This window comes from Actinacidiphila acidipaludis (genome assembly GCF_019890725.1).
In the GTDB taxonomy this organism is placed as follows: domain Bacteria; phylum Actinomycetota; class Actinomycetes; order Streptomycetales; family Streptomycetaceae; genus Actinacidiphila; species Actinacidiphila acidipaludis.
The window spans coordinates 55,748-70,439 of sequence record NZ_JAINZZ010000012.1; the positions used below are offsets into that span (position 1 = coordinate 55,748).

Here is a 14,692-nt window from a genome sequence, read left to right on the forward strand (position 1 = left end):
CGACAGCCCTCTTGTGTGTTGCCTGTGGGATCTGAATACTCCCAGGAGTACTTGTCAGGCGCATGGTGCGTTCGTTAATCGGTGTGACTTGACGGTGCTCCGACAAGTCTCACCCCGGTTCGACCGCGCGCCGCCGACGTGTACACCGACCATCCGCCCTCCACCCCCACAGGAGGAACGAGTGAAGTCCCGTCGCATACCCCTGATCGCGGTGACCTCCGGCCTGCTGGCCGCGACCGCGTTCGCGCTGCCCTCCGCAACCGCCGCCCCCACGGTGAAGGCGACCCCCGACACCGCCGCCTCCGTGGCCGCCCACCTGGGTACGGCCAGCACGGCGGGCAGCTACTACGACACGGTGGGCAGGACCACCGTCGTCAACGTCACCACCCAGACCGCGGCCGACGCCGTGCGCTCCGCCGGCGCCACCCCGCGGCTGGTCGCGCACAGCACCGCGGAACTGCTCAAGGCCGGCGACGCGGCCAGGTCCGCCGACGTCGCGGGCTCCGCCTGGGCCCTCGACCCGCGCTCCGACACCCTCCAGGTCAGCGTCGACAGCCGGGTCAGCGCGTCCCAGTTCGACCGGCTGAAGAAGTCGACCGCCGGCTTCGGCACCGCGGTCCACATCACCCGCGTCTCCGGCACCTTCAGCAAGCTGCTCTCGGGCGGCGACCCGATCCTCACCAGCAGCTGGCGCTGCTCCGTGGGCTTCAACGTCCGCAGCGGCAGCACCTACTACTTCCTGACCGCCGGCCACTGCACCCAGGGCTACCCGGCCTACTACACCAGCTCCGGCACCTACATCGGCCCCACGGTCGGCACCAGCTTCCCCGGCAACGACTACGGCATCGTCCGGTACGACAGCTCCGTCGCCCACGACGGCACCGTCGGCAGCCAGGACATCACCAGCGCCGCCAACGCCTACGTGGGTGAGCACGTCACCCGCCGCGGCTCCACCACCGGCGTGCACAGCGGCACGGTCACCGGCCTCAACGCCACAGTGAACTACGGCAACGGCGAGGTGGTCTCCGGGCTCATCCAGACCAACGTGTGCGCCGAGCCCGGCGACAGCGGCGGCTCCCTGTACGACGGCACCAAGGCCATCGGCCTGACCTCCGGCGGCAGCGGCAACTGCACCTCCGGTGGCACCACCTTCTTCCAGCCCGTGACCGAGGCGCTCAGCGCCTACGGAGTCAGCGTCTACTGACGATTCACCTCACCGTCTGCCCGGTGTCCCGGTCGCTCCCTGCGCGGCCGGGGCACCGGCCTGTTCGGTGCGGGCCTCCCTGCGGTGCACCGGCAGGGGCACGGGAGTACCGGGTCGCCGGCATGGGCCCCGGGCGGCCCATGCGCCCGGCCCTGGCGCCCGGCGCCGTTCGGGGCGGCTGCCAGACTGAACGCCATGCTGGACACGTCGGCGCGCCTGCTGCGTCTGCTCTCCCTCCTCCAGTCACGCCGTGACTGGTCCGGTCCCGACCTGGCCGAGCGTCTCGACGTCACGCCCCGCACCATCCGGCGCGACATGGAACGGCTGCGCGGGCTCGGCTACCCCGTACATGCCTCGCCCGGCACGGCGGGCGGTTACCGGCTGGGCGCCGGCGCCGCCCTGCCGCCCCTCCTGCTGGACGACGAGGAGGCGGTGGCCGTCGCGCTCTGTCTGCGCACCGGCGCGGGCGGCATCGTCGAAGGCATCCAGGAGACCTCCGTCCGGGCGCTGGCCAAGCTCGAACAGGTCCTGCCGTCACGCCTCCGGCACCGCGTCCAGGCCATGCAGGCGGTGACCGTCCAGCCACGGACGACCGGGCCTGCCGTCGGCCAGGAGGTGCTGACGGTGATCGGCGCCGCCTGCCGTGACCACGAACGGCTCCGCTTCGACTACCTCGACCACTCCGGCGCCGCCAGCCGCCGTGAGGTCGAGCCGTACCGGCTGGTGCACCACAACCGCCGCTGGTACCTGCTCGCCTACGACGTCACCCGTGACGACTGGCGGACCTTCCGTGTCGACCGCGTGGAGCCCAAGCCCCCGGCCGGCCCGCGCTTCACCCCACGCGAACTCCCTGACGACGCCGCCTCGTACGTCGCCAAAGGCGTCACCTCCCGGGCCTACCGGTATCAGGCCAGAGTGGTGGTGCACGCCTCCGCGGAGAGCGTCGGGCGGTTCGCCTGGTCCGGATTCGGCACGATCACCGCGCTCGGCGAGGACTCCTGCGAACTCGCCACCGGCTTCGAGTCGCTGGACGCGCTGGCGATGTTCCTCGGTCTGCTCGGCGCGGACTTCGAGGTCAAGGAGCCGCCCGAACTCGTCGACCACCTGCGCGTGGTGGCCGCACGTCTGGCCCGCTCGACCACATCCGCCTGACGCCGCCGAACGCGCCTGCCGCCGGAGAGCCCGGAACCGCCGCGGCGGTGCCTCAGTCCACCGCGCCGCTCGTCCCACCCTGGGCGCGACCCCAACCGTAGGCGCGGTCGGCGCGCAGCCGGATCACCAGCCTGCGGTCGGCCACCATCGCGGCCCGGTACTCGTCCCAGTCCGGGTGCTCGCCCGCGATGGCGCGGTAGACCTCGATCAGCTCCTCCACGGTGGCGTCGTGCGGATCGGCGGCCGTCGGGGTCACCTCGGCGCCCCCCTCGGCGACCAGATACGCCCCCATGTCCGGTGTGGTGACGTAGAAGCTCGCACGCGGGTCCCGCCGCAGGTTGCGGGTCTTGGCGCGGCCGTCGGTGGCCGATATGCGGATCGTCCTGCTCGGCCCGTCATAGGTGAACGACACGTTGGACAACTGCGGCCGGCCGTCCTTCTTCAGCGTCACGAGCACTCCGGTGCTGCGCTCGCGCAGAAGGTCGAACAGGGGGCTGGTGGCAGGCGGCTGGCTCATGATCGCTCCGATGGGATCCGTGGTTCGTGGTTGTGGTCCGTTGCTGTGCCGGGTGCTGTGCCGGGTGTGGTGGCGTCGTGCGGCGGTGCTGCTGGGGGGGGCGCTGGGCCCGGCCGGGTGGTCTCGATGGTGCCCCTGGGTGGTGGGTTCGGCCCTTCGGCCGGCCGGTGGGGTGGAGGGCCGTCCGGGTCTCGGGCCGCGTCCTCCCCCTCTCGTCTCTCCTTCTGTGTCCTCGCTCACAGGTGCCAACGAGGGCGCTCGCACGGTTGTTCCAGTCCGGCCGCTCCTCGTGGCAAGATCACCCGTTCGGCCGAATCGGCTTCCCGCCCGGGCCTCCGTCCGCTGATGAGCCGGCATCTGAGCCCCCGTCTGAGCCCTCGTCTGAGCCCTCTTCCGGGCTCGCGCCCGGCTCTTCTCCGGTCACCCCGGCCGCGTCCTCCCGCAACGGGAAGACCATGGCGGTCACGCCGATGCCCGTCGTGCCGGGCGTGTGCGGCGCCTGGGCCGCCGCGTGCAAGTCGTCGAAGAGGGCGGCCAGTCGGGTCCTGAAGTCCGTCCAGACCTCCGGGGCCACCCACAACTCCGCGTCCGAGGTGACCCCTTCGGTGTCGGGGGCGCGACGGGCGGCGCGTTCCCGGAGGTTGTGCGCGAGCGCCTCGGCGAGCAGGGGCGCGGCCGCCTCGTGCCGCTGGTCGGAGAGCGGCGAACCGTGCACCGCGCGGTAGCGGCGCTCCCGGCCTCCGCGGTTGGTGCGGATCTCGGCGAGTTCCACGACGCCGACCGCGTCCAGCCGTCGTAGGTGCTGGCTGGCCAAGGCGTGTGAAATGCCCAGCTCGCGGGCGAGTTCGGCCGCTGACAACGGCGCGTTCCAGACGAGGGACACCATGCGCAGCCGCACCGGGTGGGCCAGGGCCCGCAGCAAGGGATCGGTCGCCGTCATGCCCCCATTACATCGCGGTCCCTTTCGGTGGTCTCTCCGCCCTGGGGATCCCGCGTGGCCCGCTGTCCCGTTCCGGGGATTGCCGATGCCAACCCCCTAGCAATAACTTGGGAGTCATGACGGTACGAAGGGTCCTGGGGGACCGGGTGGCGGCGACGTACCTGGGCGGGGTGCTGGTGTCCGGATTCGGCGACTCGGCGATGCTGCTGGTCGCGGGGGTGTGGGTGAAGACCCTCACCGGGTCCAGCAGCCTGGCCGCGGTGGTGACCTTCTGCGTGTGGGCGCCGGTGCTCGCCGGTCCCGTCCTGGGCGCCGTCGCCGACCGGGTTCGTCGCAAACCCCTGCTGGTCTGGGTCAACATGGCGCTTGCCGCGCTGCTGCCGCTGCTCCTCGCGGTGCGCGCCGGGCGGGACGTCTGGCTGCTGTTCGCCGTCTTCGTCCTGATCGGTGTCGCCGGTGTGCTGACGGACGCGGCCGAGGCCGGGCTGGTGGTCGCGGCCGTGCCGCCTGCGCTGCGCGGGGACTTCAACGGTCTGCGGATGACCGTCAACGAGGCGATGAAGCTGCTCGCCCCGCTGGCCGGCGCGGGCCTGTTCGTGCGCTTCGGTGGCGCGGCCGTCGCCGTGCTGGACGCCCTCACGTTCGTCCTGGCCGCCGCGACCTTCGCGTCGATCCGGGTCCGTGAACGGCCGTCCGCCCCTCCGGAGTCCGGCTGGCGGGAGCAGACCGCCGAGGGCATCCGGCATCTGCGGCGGCATTCGCTGCTGCGGCGGCTGGTCGCGGCCGGGGCGCTGGCGATGCTTCTGTCGGGGATCAGCAGCGCCGCGATCTTCCAGATGAACGACGTCGGGCTGCACCGGCCGCCGGCCTTCGTCGCCGTGTTGTACGCGGTACAGGGGAGCGGCTCGATCGTGGCCGGAGTCGTGGCCGGCGCGGTCATGCGCCGGCTGCCGGAGGGCGCCTTCGCCGCTGCCGGGCTGCTGCTGTTCACGTCGGGGGCGGCGCTGCGGGCGGTTTCCGAGCTGCCCGTGGTGCTCGTCGGGACCCTCGCGATCGGCGTCGGGCTGCCCTGGGTGATCGTGGCGGCCTTCACCGCGGTGCAGCAGTACACCCGGCCGGCCATGGTGGGGCGGGTGTCGGCTGCCGCGGGCACGGTCGTCTTCGCGCCGACCGCCCTCGCCGCGGCGCTCGGCGCCGGGCTCGTCGCGGTCGCCGACTACCGCCTGCAGCTCATCGCTGTCGGCGTCGCCGGGCCGCCGGCCGCGTGGTTCCTGCTGCTACGGCGAGGTGCGGCCGTGCGGAGCGGCGGCCTGGGGGAGGGGCCGGGCGTCGAGGCCGCGGACACGGGCGGGGAGTCAGACGGGGGCTCCGGCGTCGGCGCTGGGACCGGCCGCGCCCAGCGGGAAGGTCTCCCGGAGGTGCCACCGGTCCCCGTCGCTGACCACGAGATGGACCCCGGCGACCCGGGTGCGCAGCGGTAGCCCCGCGGCGAACTCCCGCTCCACGACCTCGTACGTCTCCTGGGGCCGGCCGCTCGCGACCGTCAGGTGCGGTGCCGTGTCGCCGTACGCGCCCCCGTAAGGCGTCACGTCGGGCCAGCGCCGCGTGACGGCCGTGGTGAGCGCCCGCAGTGGGGCCTGCGGCTCCGGGGCGAGCCACAGCAGGTCGGGGAAACGGCCGAACCCGGCGAAGTCCAGGTCGAACGGCTGATGTCCGGTGAACAGCTCCCGCAGCGTCAGCAGTACCTCGGCGTCGATCCGCTCGGCGGGCAGGAAGGGGTAGAGCACCGTCACGTGGGCCGGCACTCCTCTGCCGCCCTCCGGGTCGTACTTGTCGCGTGCCCCGGCCACCAGAGGATCCGCCTCCGGCACCGTGATCAGCAGTGCCGTCCTGCCCGCCGTCCAGCGCTGGCCCGCCCCGTCGCCCATGCTCCGTATGGTGCCCGCCCGGCGTCGGGCCGCGCCAATTGCCGCCCCTGGGGAGGGCCGCCGGGTGCGGCCCCGCAGCCGGTGGGGCGGCGGGGTACGGGCTGTATCGCCGCAGGTGGAGCGGGCAGGGCGACGCGGAGTGTCGATCGTACGCACGTTCGAAATCTGGTCTATGGTGGGTGACGAGAGGGGCATGGTTGTACCGGGGGTGAGCGCGGCTGGAGGCACGGATGGGCGGTGGCGGGTTCACCCATCTCCACGCCGTATCCGGGTTCTCCCTGCGCTACGGGGCCGGGCACGCGGCGCACCTGGCCGAGCGTGCGGCGGAACGCGGCATGGACGCGCTGGCGCTGACCGACCGGGACACCGTCGCCGGAGTGGTCCGCTTCGCCAAGGCCTGCGAGCGGGCAGGTGTGCGGCCCCTCTTCGGCGCCGGTCTCGCCGTCCCCGGCTACGACGACGGTCCCCGGCAGCCTGCTGCCCGCCGCCGCACGCCGGCGCGCGGCGGCGCCTTCGTCGACGAGGGTGCCCCCCGCGCCGTCTTCCTCGCCAGGAACGGTGAGGGCTGGGCGTCCCTGTGCCGGATGATCTCGGCCGCCCATCGCACGACACCGGGCGTCGGAGTCGCCGACCGCGCGGTCGCTCCCGCCCGGCCGGCCGGCGGCACGGGCCCCCGGCTGGGCTGGGACGACCTGACCGACCGTGGGCTGTACGTGCTGCTCGGGCCGGACTCCGAGGTGGGGCGTGCTCTCGCCGCGGGCCGCCCGGACCGGGCCGCCCGGCTGCTCGGGCCCTGGCGGGAGGTCTACGGCTCCGCGCTGCGCCTGGAGGCCGTCTGCCACAACCGGCAGGGCACCGGGGCCGGATCGCTGCGGCTGGCGGCCCGGATCGTCGGCTTCGCCGCGGAACAGGGCGTGACCGCGGTGCTCAGCAACGCGGTGCGCTACCCCGACCCGGACCAGAGCGAGGTCGCCGACATCCTCGACGCCGCCCGCCGGCTGGTGCCCATCGACACGCACCGGCCCGAGCGGCTGGACAGCGGCGAGCGCTGGCTCAAGGGCGCCGCCGACATGGGCCGCCTCGCCGAGCGGATCGCCGAGGCCGCCGGGCAGGGGCGGACCGGCGCCCACCGGCTGCTGCAGGCGACCGAGGAAACCGCCGCGGGGTGTGTGGTGGATCCCCGGGACGACCTGGGCATCGGCCGGCCGCGCTTCCCCGAGTCCGCGCTCCTGGACGCCAGCGACCGCACCGCCGACCGGATCCTGCACTCGCGCTGTGCCGCCGGCCTGGTCCGCAGGGGCTACGACCGCAAGGCCCGCTACTGGGACCGGCTGGAGGAGGAGCTGCGGATCATCCGGCGGCTGAACTTCGCACCGTACTTCCTCACCGTCGGCCAGGTCGTCGAGGACGTGAAAGAGATGCGGGTGCGGGTGGCCGCCCGTGGCTCGGGCGCCGGTTCGCTGGTCAACCACCTGCTGGGCATCGCGTCCGCGGACCCGCTCGAACACGGACTGCTCATGGAGCGGTTCCTGTCGGTCCACCGCAAGGAGCTGCCCGACATCGACATCGACGTGGAGTCGGCCCGCCGGATCGACGTCTACCAGGCGATCTTCGACCGGTTCGGCGCGGAGCGGGTCGCCACCGTCGCCATGCCCGAGACCTACCGGGTCCGGCACGCGGTGCGGGACGTGGGGGCCGCGCTCGGCATGGACTCGATGGTCGTCGACCGGCTCGCCAAGTCCTTCCCGCACATCCGGGCCAAGGACGCCCGCGCCGCGCTGGCCGAACTCCCCGAACTGCGCGCGGTGTCCGGCGAGGACCACGGGCGGCTGTGGGAGCTCGTCGAGGCGCTGGACGGACTGCCGCGCGGGATCGCCATGCACCCGTGCGGTGTCCTGCTGTCCGACGCGACCCTGCTGGACCGCACCCCGGTGATGCCGACCAGCGGTGAGGGCTTCCCCATGTCGCAGTTCGACAAGGAGGACGTGGAGGACCTCAAGCTGCTCAAGCTCGACGTCCTGGGCGTCCGGATGCAGTCCGCGATGGCCTACGCGGTCGACGAGATCGAACGCGCCACCGGCGAGCGGATCGACCTCGACGATCCCCAGGACGTGCCGCAGGGCGACCAGGCCACCTACGACCTGATCCGGTCGGCGGAGACGCTCGGCTGCTTCCAGATCGAGTCCCCCGGGCAGCGCGACCTGGTCGGCCGGCTGCAGCCCGCGACCTTCCACGACCTGGTGGTCGACATCTCGCTCTTCCGGCCGGGGCCGGTCGCCGCCGACATGGTGCGGCCCTTCATCGAGGCCCGGCACGGCCGTGCGCCGATACGGGTGCCGCACCAGGACCTGGAGAAGGTGCTCCGGGAGACCTACGGAGTGGTGGTCTTCCACGAGCAGGTGATCAGGATCTTCGACGAGATGAGCGGTTGCGGCCTGGCGATCGCGGACGAGCAGCGCCGCGCCCTGTCGGATCCGGAGCGCCAGGGCCAGGTGATGGCCCGGTTCGGCGCGGCCGCGCGGGCCCGCGGTTACTCGTCCGAGGTGATCCGGCAGGCCTCGGAGATCCTGAGGGCGTTCGGCAGTTACGGCTTCTGCAAGGCGCACGCCGTCGCCTTCGCCGTGCCCACCTACCAGTCGGCCTGGCTCAAGGCCCATCGCCCGGCCGCCTTCTATGCCGGGGTGCTCACCCACGACCCCGGCATGTACCCCAAGCGGCTGCTGCTCGCCGACGCCCGGCGGCGCGGTGTGCCGGTGCTGCCGCTGGACGTGAACCGGTCCGACGCGGACTATCGGATCGAACTGGTGTCCGGTAAATGGGGGTTGCGGCTGGGGCTCGCGGACGTGCACGGCATCAGTGAGGCCGAGACCGCACGGCTGGTGGCCGGCCGGCCCTACTCCTCGCTGCAGGACCTGTGGCAGCGGGCCCGGCCCGGGCGCCCGGTCGCCGAACGGCTGGCCCAGGTCGGCGCGCTCGACTCCTTCGGCTCCAACCGCCGCGACCTGCTGCTGCAGATCGCGGAACTCCACCGGCAGGGGCGGACCAAGGGTGCGCTCGAAGGGCAGCTCCCGCTGGCCGGGAACGAGGAGGCTGCCACGCCCGCCGGTCTGCCCGACATGGACGAGGCCGAGCGTCTCGGCGCCGAGCTGGGTGTCCTCGGCATGGACGCCTCCCGTCATCTGATGCACGATCACCACTCCTTCCTGGCCGAGCTGGGGGTTGTGCCCGCGAATTCCCTGCGCGGGGTGCGGCACGGGCAGACGGTGCTGGTCGCCGGGGCCAAGGGCGCCACGCAGACCCCGCCGATCCGCTCCGGCCGGCGCGTCATCTTCACCACGCTCGACGACGGCACCGGTCTGGTGGACTGCGCCTTCTTCGAGGACAGCCACGAAGCGTGCGCCCACACCGTCTTCCATTCCTTCCTGCTGCTGGTGCGGGGCGTGGTCCAGCGGCGCGGGCCGCAGAGCCTGAGCGTGGTCGGCGCGGCCGCGTGGAACCTCGCCGAACTCGCCGAACTCCGCCGCACCGGCGGCCTGGAGGCCGTCGCCGAGCGGCTGGCGGAGGGCTCCGGCGACGAGGGCGTGACCGGTGCCGGCGCCGACGGCGCCGAGGAGAACCCCCCGCATCCCGCGGACGATCGCAGGATCAGGCTGTCCACCGGCTACGAGCTGCATCCCTGGGCCGACCTGCGGCCCGCGGGCAACGGCGCCGCCACCGGTCGCAAGCTGTGGCACTCCAGCCCGGGAAGCGCGGGATGACCATCCGCGAGTGGCGCGAGTCGTCTTCGGCGTGACGGCGACCTGCTGGTTCCTTTGTCCGTCAACCGGCCGTCAACCGACCGGGCGCTCCGAGTTTTTACTCACGCGTTACTAGTCATCTCCTTTCTACTCGTGCGTAACTTGTCGTGTGCCCAGCGCGCGTGATCCGGATCACAGGGCGTGAGTGTGTCGTGTTGCGTCCACTTCCCGACCTGCGAGGAGATCACATGAGGCTGCCCTGGAGACGGCTCCTGGCCGCGCTCTTCCTGGCGACCGCGACAGCGGTCGTCCCCACCGCCGCCGCGTCGGCCAACTCCGCACCGTCCAGCGGCTGGAACGACTTCTCCTGCCGCCCTTCGGCCCAACACCCCCGTCCCGTTGTCCTCGTACACGGGACCTTCGCGAACGGCACCGACAACTGGCTCGTCCTCGCCCCCTATCTGGAGGCGCGCGGATACTGCGTCTTCTCCTTCGACTACGGCATGCTGCCCGGGGAGTCGCTCATCGGCGGGCTCGGCCCGATCGCCGACTCCGCCCAGCAACTGTCGGCCTTCACCGACCGGGTGCTCGCCGCGACGCATGCCGCCAAGGTCGACATCATCGGACACTCGCAGGGCGGCATGATGCCCCGCTACTACCTGAGGTTCCTCGGCGGCGCGGCCAAGGTGAACGCGCTGGTCGGCCTGGCCCCCGACAATCACGGGACGACCCTGGACGGGCTGACCGCACTGCTCCCGTACTTCCCGGGCGCGTCCGGCTTCTTCCAGTCCACGCTCCCCGGACTGGCCGACCAGATCGCCGGATCAGCGTTCCAGCGGCAGCTGAACGCGGGTGGCGACACGGTGCCGGGCGTGCACTACACCGTGATCTCGACGATCTACGACGAGGTCGTCACCCCGTACACCTCGCAGGCCCTGTCCGGACCCGACGTGCACAACGTCGTGCTGCAGAATCTGTGCCCGCTCGACGTCTCCGAGCACGTGACCATCGGGCTGACGGACCGCATCGCCTTCCACGAGGCGGCGAACGCCCTGGACCCCGCCCACGCCACCCCGACGACCTGCCTGTCGGCGTTCAGTTAGCCCACGGCGGGGCTATTCGCGAGCCGTCGGCGAGGGTCGCTTCGAGCCCTACGCTCGTGGAGACCCACATCGCGGCCGGCGCCTCCGTGCGATTGGCGACTTCCAAGGAGGAGCCGGCCGGTGCGATCGCGGCGTCCCCGGCGTGGAGTGTGCGCCTCTCGCCGTCGATGGCGAGCTCCAGCGAGCCGGACAGGACGAGAAAGACCTCTTCGCGTGAGATCCGATGGGCCGGCCCCGACGTGCCGGGCGGAACCTCGCCCCGCCAGGCGCACAACTCCGCGCTGCCGAGTGCCGGCGCGGCGTACGAGACGAAGCGGACGCCCTGCAGTTCATGGACGACGGCGTCGTCCGCGGTGGTGAAAGGCATGACGGACCCCCTGAGATATATAGGCAAGCTGCTTACTCAAGCTGCTTGCCTATATATTCAAGCAGCTTGCGCATTGTGTCAAGCTGTCCCTGTGAACCGATCCGATGCCATGAGCCTGACAGCGTCCCTGCTGACCGCTGCCACCGTGCTCGTCGACGACATCCACAGCGGCGTGGTGGCCCGCGGCTTCACCGATCTGCGCCCCACGCACGGCTTCGTCTTCTCCCGGCTGTCGCCGACCGGAGCCACGGTCACCGAAATCGCCGAGCACCTCGGCGTCACGCGCCAGGCGGCCAGTCAGATCGTCGACGAACTGGTGGCGAAGGGGTACGTCGAGCGCCGGCCGCATCCCGTCGACGCGCGTGCCCGCCTGGTCGTCCTCACCACGCGGGGCGTTCGCTGCACACGCGCCGCCGAGGAAGCCGCCGTCGAGGCGCTGGAGACCTGGGAGGACATCCTCGGCGAGCCGCGGCTGCTGGCGATGCGTGACCAACTGGTCCGGCTCGCTCCCGGAGGGCCGCTGCGGCCCACCCGGTGAAGGACGCCGGTGGGATCCGGCGGCCGCGGACGGGTTGTTCCGAGGCTGTGTCCCGAGCCGCCGCATGGCGGCTCCAGCCGTCCGGGCCGCGTTGTCAGAGGTGGGTGGCAGGCTTTGATCATGACCACCGAGACCGGCAACGGCACCCCCGACGGCTCCGCCGACTCAGAAGACCGCCGATACTGGGACGACGCCGCCGAGCGGTTCGACGACGAGCCCGACCACGGCCTGCGCGACCCCCGGGTCCGCGACGCGTGGGCGATACGCCTGCGGTCGTGGCTGCCGGTGCGGCCGTCCGACGTGCTCGACCTCGGCTGCGGCACCGGCAGCCTCGCGCTGCTCGCCGCCGAGCAGGGGCATCGGGTGACCGCGGTCGACCGGTCGGAACAGATGACCGAGCGCGCGCGGGAGAAACTGGCCGGGACCGGCGCGCGCGTGCTCGTCGGCGACGCCGCACAGCCCCCGGTCGCCGCCGCCTCCTTCGACGTGGTGCTGGTCCGCCACGTCCTGTGGACGCTGCCCGAACCGGAGGCGGTACTGCGCCGCTGGGCCGCGCTGCTGCGGCCGGGCGGCCGCCTGGTCCTGATCGAGGGGCGCTGGGGCACGCTCAGCCCGGTGGGGATCCCCGCCGAGGCGCTGGCCGACCTGGCCGCCCCGCTCGGCGGCGTCACCCGGATCGAACAGCTCTCCCATGCTGAGGAGTTGTGGGGGCGGGCGGTCGAGGACGAGCGGTACGCAGCGGTGATCCGCCCGGCCGCGACCGGGCGGCACAGAGAGATCGTGGACGTCCACCTGGTGCTGCTGCGCGGAGACGACGTCCTCCTCGCCCGCCGGGCCGGCACGGGATACGCCGACGGGTTGCTGCACGCGCCCTCGGGGCACCTGGAGGACGGTGAGGACGTCCGGAGCGGCATGATCCGCGAGGCCCATGAGGAGATCGGCATCGAGTTGGACCCGGGCGACCTGGAGGCGGTGCTCGTCATGCAGCACCGGGCGCCGCAGGGCCAGGCCAGGATCGGCTGGTTCTTCGCCGCCCGCCTGCCCGACGGCGCGCCCGAACCGGTCAACCGCGAACCCGCCAAGTGCTCGGGTATCGGCTGGTATCCGCTGCACGCGCTGCCCGACGACATGGTGGCGTACTGCAGGGCGGGCCTCGAGGCGTACCGGGCGGGGGAGCGGTTCGTGCTCCACCTCCACGAACCGGGTGACACGATCGCCCATGACCCCGCGGGGCCCGACCGGGTGATGCCCTTGTAGGCCCGGGCTGTGCCAGGATCCGGACATGAGTCTGAAGATCACCGTCGACCCGGACGCGGCCACGGCACCGTACGAGCAGTTGCGCGAGCAGATCGCGGAGGAGGCCCGCGCCGGCCGTCTCCCGGTCAACTACAAGCTGCCCACCGTGCGCGGCCTCGCCGAGCAACTCGGGCTCGCCGCCAACACCGTGGCCAAGGCGTACCGGGCACTGGAGGAGGACGGGGTGATCGAGACGCGGGGGCGGCACGGCACCTACATCGCGGCCGCCGACGCCCGCGCCCGCGAACTGGCGGCCGCGGCGAACGCCTATGTCGAGCGGACCCGCCGCCTCGGCCTGGATCGGGAAGGCGCCCGCGCGGCAGTCGAGGAGGCGCTGCGCGCCGCTTATGGCGACGACCAGAGCTGACCGGTCGGCTCAATCCGCTCGGACTCGGTTCTGACCGCGCACCGCGGTCGGCGTGGACTGCCGCCCTGGTACGTCCGGTGTGCTGCCGGCCCCGGTGCTCCTCCCCCTGGGCGCCCGCACGTCCAGCAGGCTGCCGTCGCTCACCAGCGAGCCGGATCCTCCCCCGGCCGGCCCGGCGGCCGTGCCCAGGTCGTGGGAGCGCCTTCGTACCGGACGGGGGGAAGGGCGTACCGCAGCCGGCCCATGGGGGAGTCGGTCTCGGCGAGGTGCGGGGCGGGGTCGAACACGCCGGGTGGCGCGGGCTCATGAGGCAGGCTCAGCAGGTGGGCCGCCGTGGTCGCGAGCGCGCACCGAACGAGTCGGCCGCCGCCGGCGGAAAGACGCGCGGTGAGGGCCCGCAGCACCGCGGCGGCGACCAGATAACCGGTGCCGTGGTCGAGGAACTGTCCCGGCAGCGCGCCGGGACGCCCGTCCGGATCCGCCTGCAGCAGGGCGATGCCGGTCGCGGCCTGGACCAGGCTGTCGAAGCCGCGGCGTCGCGCCCACGGGCCGTCCCAGCCCCAGGCCGACAACTCCGCGACGACCAGGCCCGGATGGCGCTCCTGCAGAGCTGCCGCCGAGAGACCGAAGCGGTCCAGCGCGCCCGGCCGATAGCCGGTCACCACGACGTCGGCGGAGGCGAGAAGCTGGTCGAGGACGGTTTGGCCGCGCGGGTCGGCGAAGTCCAGGCTCGCCGAACGTTTGCCGAATCCGGTGTCGGCATGGGCGTCCCACGCTTCCGGCAGGCGGGGCGAGTCGATACGCAGCACGTCGGCGCCCAGATGCGCCAGCGTGCGGGTGGCGACCGGCCCGGCGATCACCCGGGTGATGTCCAGGACCCGCACTCCCGCAGCGGGCGGGCTGCCCGGTGGCAGCGGCGGCAGAGCCGACACCGGGCCCGGGAACGCGTGCTGCTCGATCAGCGGGCGGGCCGCAGCGGCAAGCCCCGGTGCGCTCGCCGTCCAGTCGTCGGTGGCGCGCACCGCGACCGCCAGGCCGCCGCCCGCGTACACCGTGTCCTCGAACGCGGCGGCCGGGCCCTGGGCCAGCGTCGCCGCCACCCGGGCCACGAGCCTGTCCTCGTCCCCGCTGTCGGGGATGCCCAGCGCGGACAGCAGCCGGGCGCGGTGGTGCGGGTAGTTGGCATGGGTGCGCAGCCAGCCGTCGGCCGTCGGCCAGAACCGGGACAGCGCGGCGAAGGTGGCGCCGGGCCGTCCGTCGATCAGCAGGTGCCGCTCGCTGGTGAAAGCGGTGGCCACGGCTCCGTCGTCCACCGGCACCGCGGGGACCTGACCACCGCCGCGAACCGCGAGGAGTTCGGCCGCGGCCAGTGCACAGCAGGCCGTGGCGGACCGCGCCAGCCGCATGACGGGGACGGCGGCGGCGAGCCCGCCGGGCGTCCCGTACGTCACGCGATCCAGTAGCTCGGGCGCACCGCCGAGCTCCGTCCACAGCGCGGCCGCGACCTCGGCCCCGGCCTGTCCACCGGCCACGGCCCCCGCAA

The 14,692-nt window shown here is 73.0% G+C and carries 12 protein-coding genes and 1 pseudogene; 8 read left to right on the forward strand and 5 right to left on the reverse strand.

Translation table 11 applies throughout. The features are described from left to right. Nucleotides 1-181: 181 nt before the first annotated feature. Entirely contained in the window at nucleotides 182-1,204 is a 1,023-nt protein-coding gene (locus tag K7862_RS13070) for an alpha-lytic protease prodomain-containing protein (RefSeq protein ID WP_308011962.1), read from the forward strand. Nucleotides 1,205-1,399: 195 nt separating this feature from the next. Continuing rightward, the gene (locus K7862_RS13075) at nucleotides 1,400-2,356 is read left to right on the forward strand and encodes a helix-turn-helix transcriptional regulator (protein WP_222962698.1); all 957 of its coding nucleotides are present in this window, start codon (nucleotides 1,400-1,402) and stop codon (nucleotides 2,354-2,356) included. Nucleotides 2,357-2,408: 52 nt separating this feature from the next. On the opposite strand, the gene K7862_RS13080 is transcribed toward K7862_RS13075, so the two are convergent. Together K7862_RS13080 and K7862_RS13085 are read right to left on the reverse strand one after the other, a co-directional pair. Continuing rightward, a complete protein-coding gene (locus K7862_RS13080) occupies nucleotides 2,409-2,873 on the reverse strand; it encodes a PPOX class F420-dependent oxidoreductase (RefSeq protein ID WP_222962699.1) in 465 nt (154 codons plus the stop codon). A 298-nt stretch (nucleotides 2,874-3,171) separates the two neighbouring features. Continuing rightward, complete coding sequence (locus K7862_RS13085; protein ID WP_222962700.1) at nucleotides 3,172-3,813, reverse strand: ArsR/SmtB family transcription factor; 642 nt, start codon at nucleotides 3,811-3,813, stop codon at nucleotides 3,172-3,174. Nucleotides 3,814-3,929: 116 nt separating this feature from the next. Here K7862_RS13085 and K7862_RS13090 point away from each other — a divergent pair, with 116 nt between their 5' ends. Beyond that, nucleotides 3,930-5,294: an MFS transporter gene (locus K7862_RS13090; protein ID WP_222962701.1), complete on the forward strand. Its 1,365-nt coding sequence runs from the start codon at nucleotides 3,930-3,932 to the stop codon at nucleotides 5,292-5,294. Between the two features lie 3 nt (nucleotides 5,295-5,297). Here K7862_RS13090 and K7862_RS37505 read toward each other — a convergent pair. Continuing rightward, nucleotides 5,298-5,936, reverse strand: a pseudogene (locus K7862_RS37505) (2'-5' RNA ligase family protein); the annotation flags it as partial. A 35-nt stretch (nucleotides 5,937-5,971) separates the two neighbouring features. Here K7862_RS37505 and K7862_RS13095 point away from each other — a divergent pair. Continuing rightward, a complete protein-coding gene (locus tag K7862_RS13095) occupies nucleotides 5,972-9,499 on the forward strand; it encodes a DNA polymerase III subunit alpha (protein ID WP_222962702.1) in 3,528 nt (1,175 codons plus the stop codon). Between the two features lie 227 nt (nucleotides 9,500-9,726). Then, nucleotides 9,727-10,581 carry an esterase/lipase family protein gene (locus K7862_RS13100; protein WP_222962703.1) on the forward strand — a complete coding sequence of 285 codons (855 nt, stop codon included), beginning with the start codon at nucleotides 9,727-9,729 and terminating at the stop codon, nucleotides 10,579-10,581. On the opposite strand, the gene K7862_RS13105 is transcribed toward K7862_RS13100, so the two are convergent. Continuing rightward, complete coding sequence (locus tag K7862_RS13105) at nucleotides 10,574-10,948, reverse strand: cupin domain-containing protein (protein ID WP_222962704.1); 375 nt, start codon at nucleotides 10,946-10,948, stop codon at nucleotides 10,574-10,576. The genes K7862_RS13100 and K7862_RS13105 overlap by 8 nt on opposite strands. Before the next feature lie 91 nt (nucleotides 10,949-11,039). On the opposite strand from K7862_RS13105, the gene K7862_RS13110 reads away from it, so the two are divergent. From K7862_RS13110 to K7862_RS13120, 3 genes are all read left to right on the forward strand, one after another. Then, on the forward strand, nucleotides 11,040-11,486 hold the full coding sequence (locus tag K7862_RS13110) for a MarR family winged helix-turn-helix transcriptional regulator (RefSeq protein ID WP_222962705.1): 447 nt from the start codon (nucleotides 11,040-11,042) through the stop codon (nucleotides 11,484-11,486). 120 nt (nucleotides 11,487-11,606) lie between these two features. After that, nucleotides 11,607-12,743, forward strand: coding sequence for a methyltransferase domain-containing protein (locus tag K7862_RS13115; RefSeq protein WP_222962706.1), 1,137 nt, complete (start codon nucleotides 11,607-11,609; stop codon nucleotides 12,741-12,743). A 25-nt stretch (nucleotides 12,744-12,768) separates the two neighbouring features. After that, entirely contained in the window at nucleotides 12,769-13,149 is a 381-nt protein-coding gene (locus K7862_RS13120; protein WP_222962707.1) for a GntR family transcriptional regulator, read from the forward strand. A gap of 140 nt (nucleotides 13,150-13,289) precedes the next feature. On the opposite strand, the gene K7862_RS13125 is transcribed toward K7862_RS13120, so the two are convergent. After that, the gene (locus K7862_RS13125; RefSeq protein WP_308011963.1) at nucleotides 13,290-14,681 is read right to left on the reverse strand and encodes a CoA transferase; all 1,392 of its coding nucleotides are present in this window, start codon (nucleotides 14,679-14,681) and stop codon (nucleotides 13,290-13,292) included. Nucleotides 14,682-14,692: the final 11 nt, after the last annotated feature.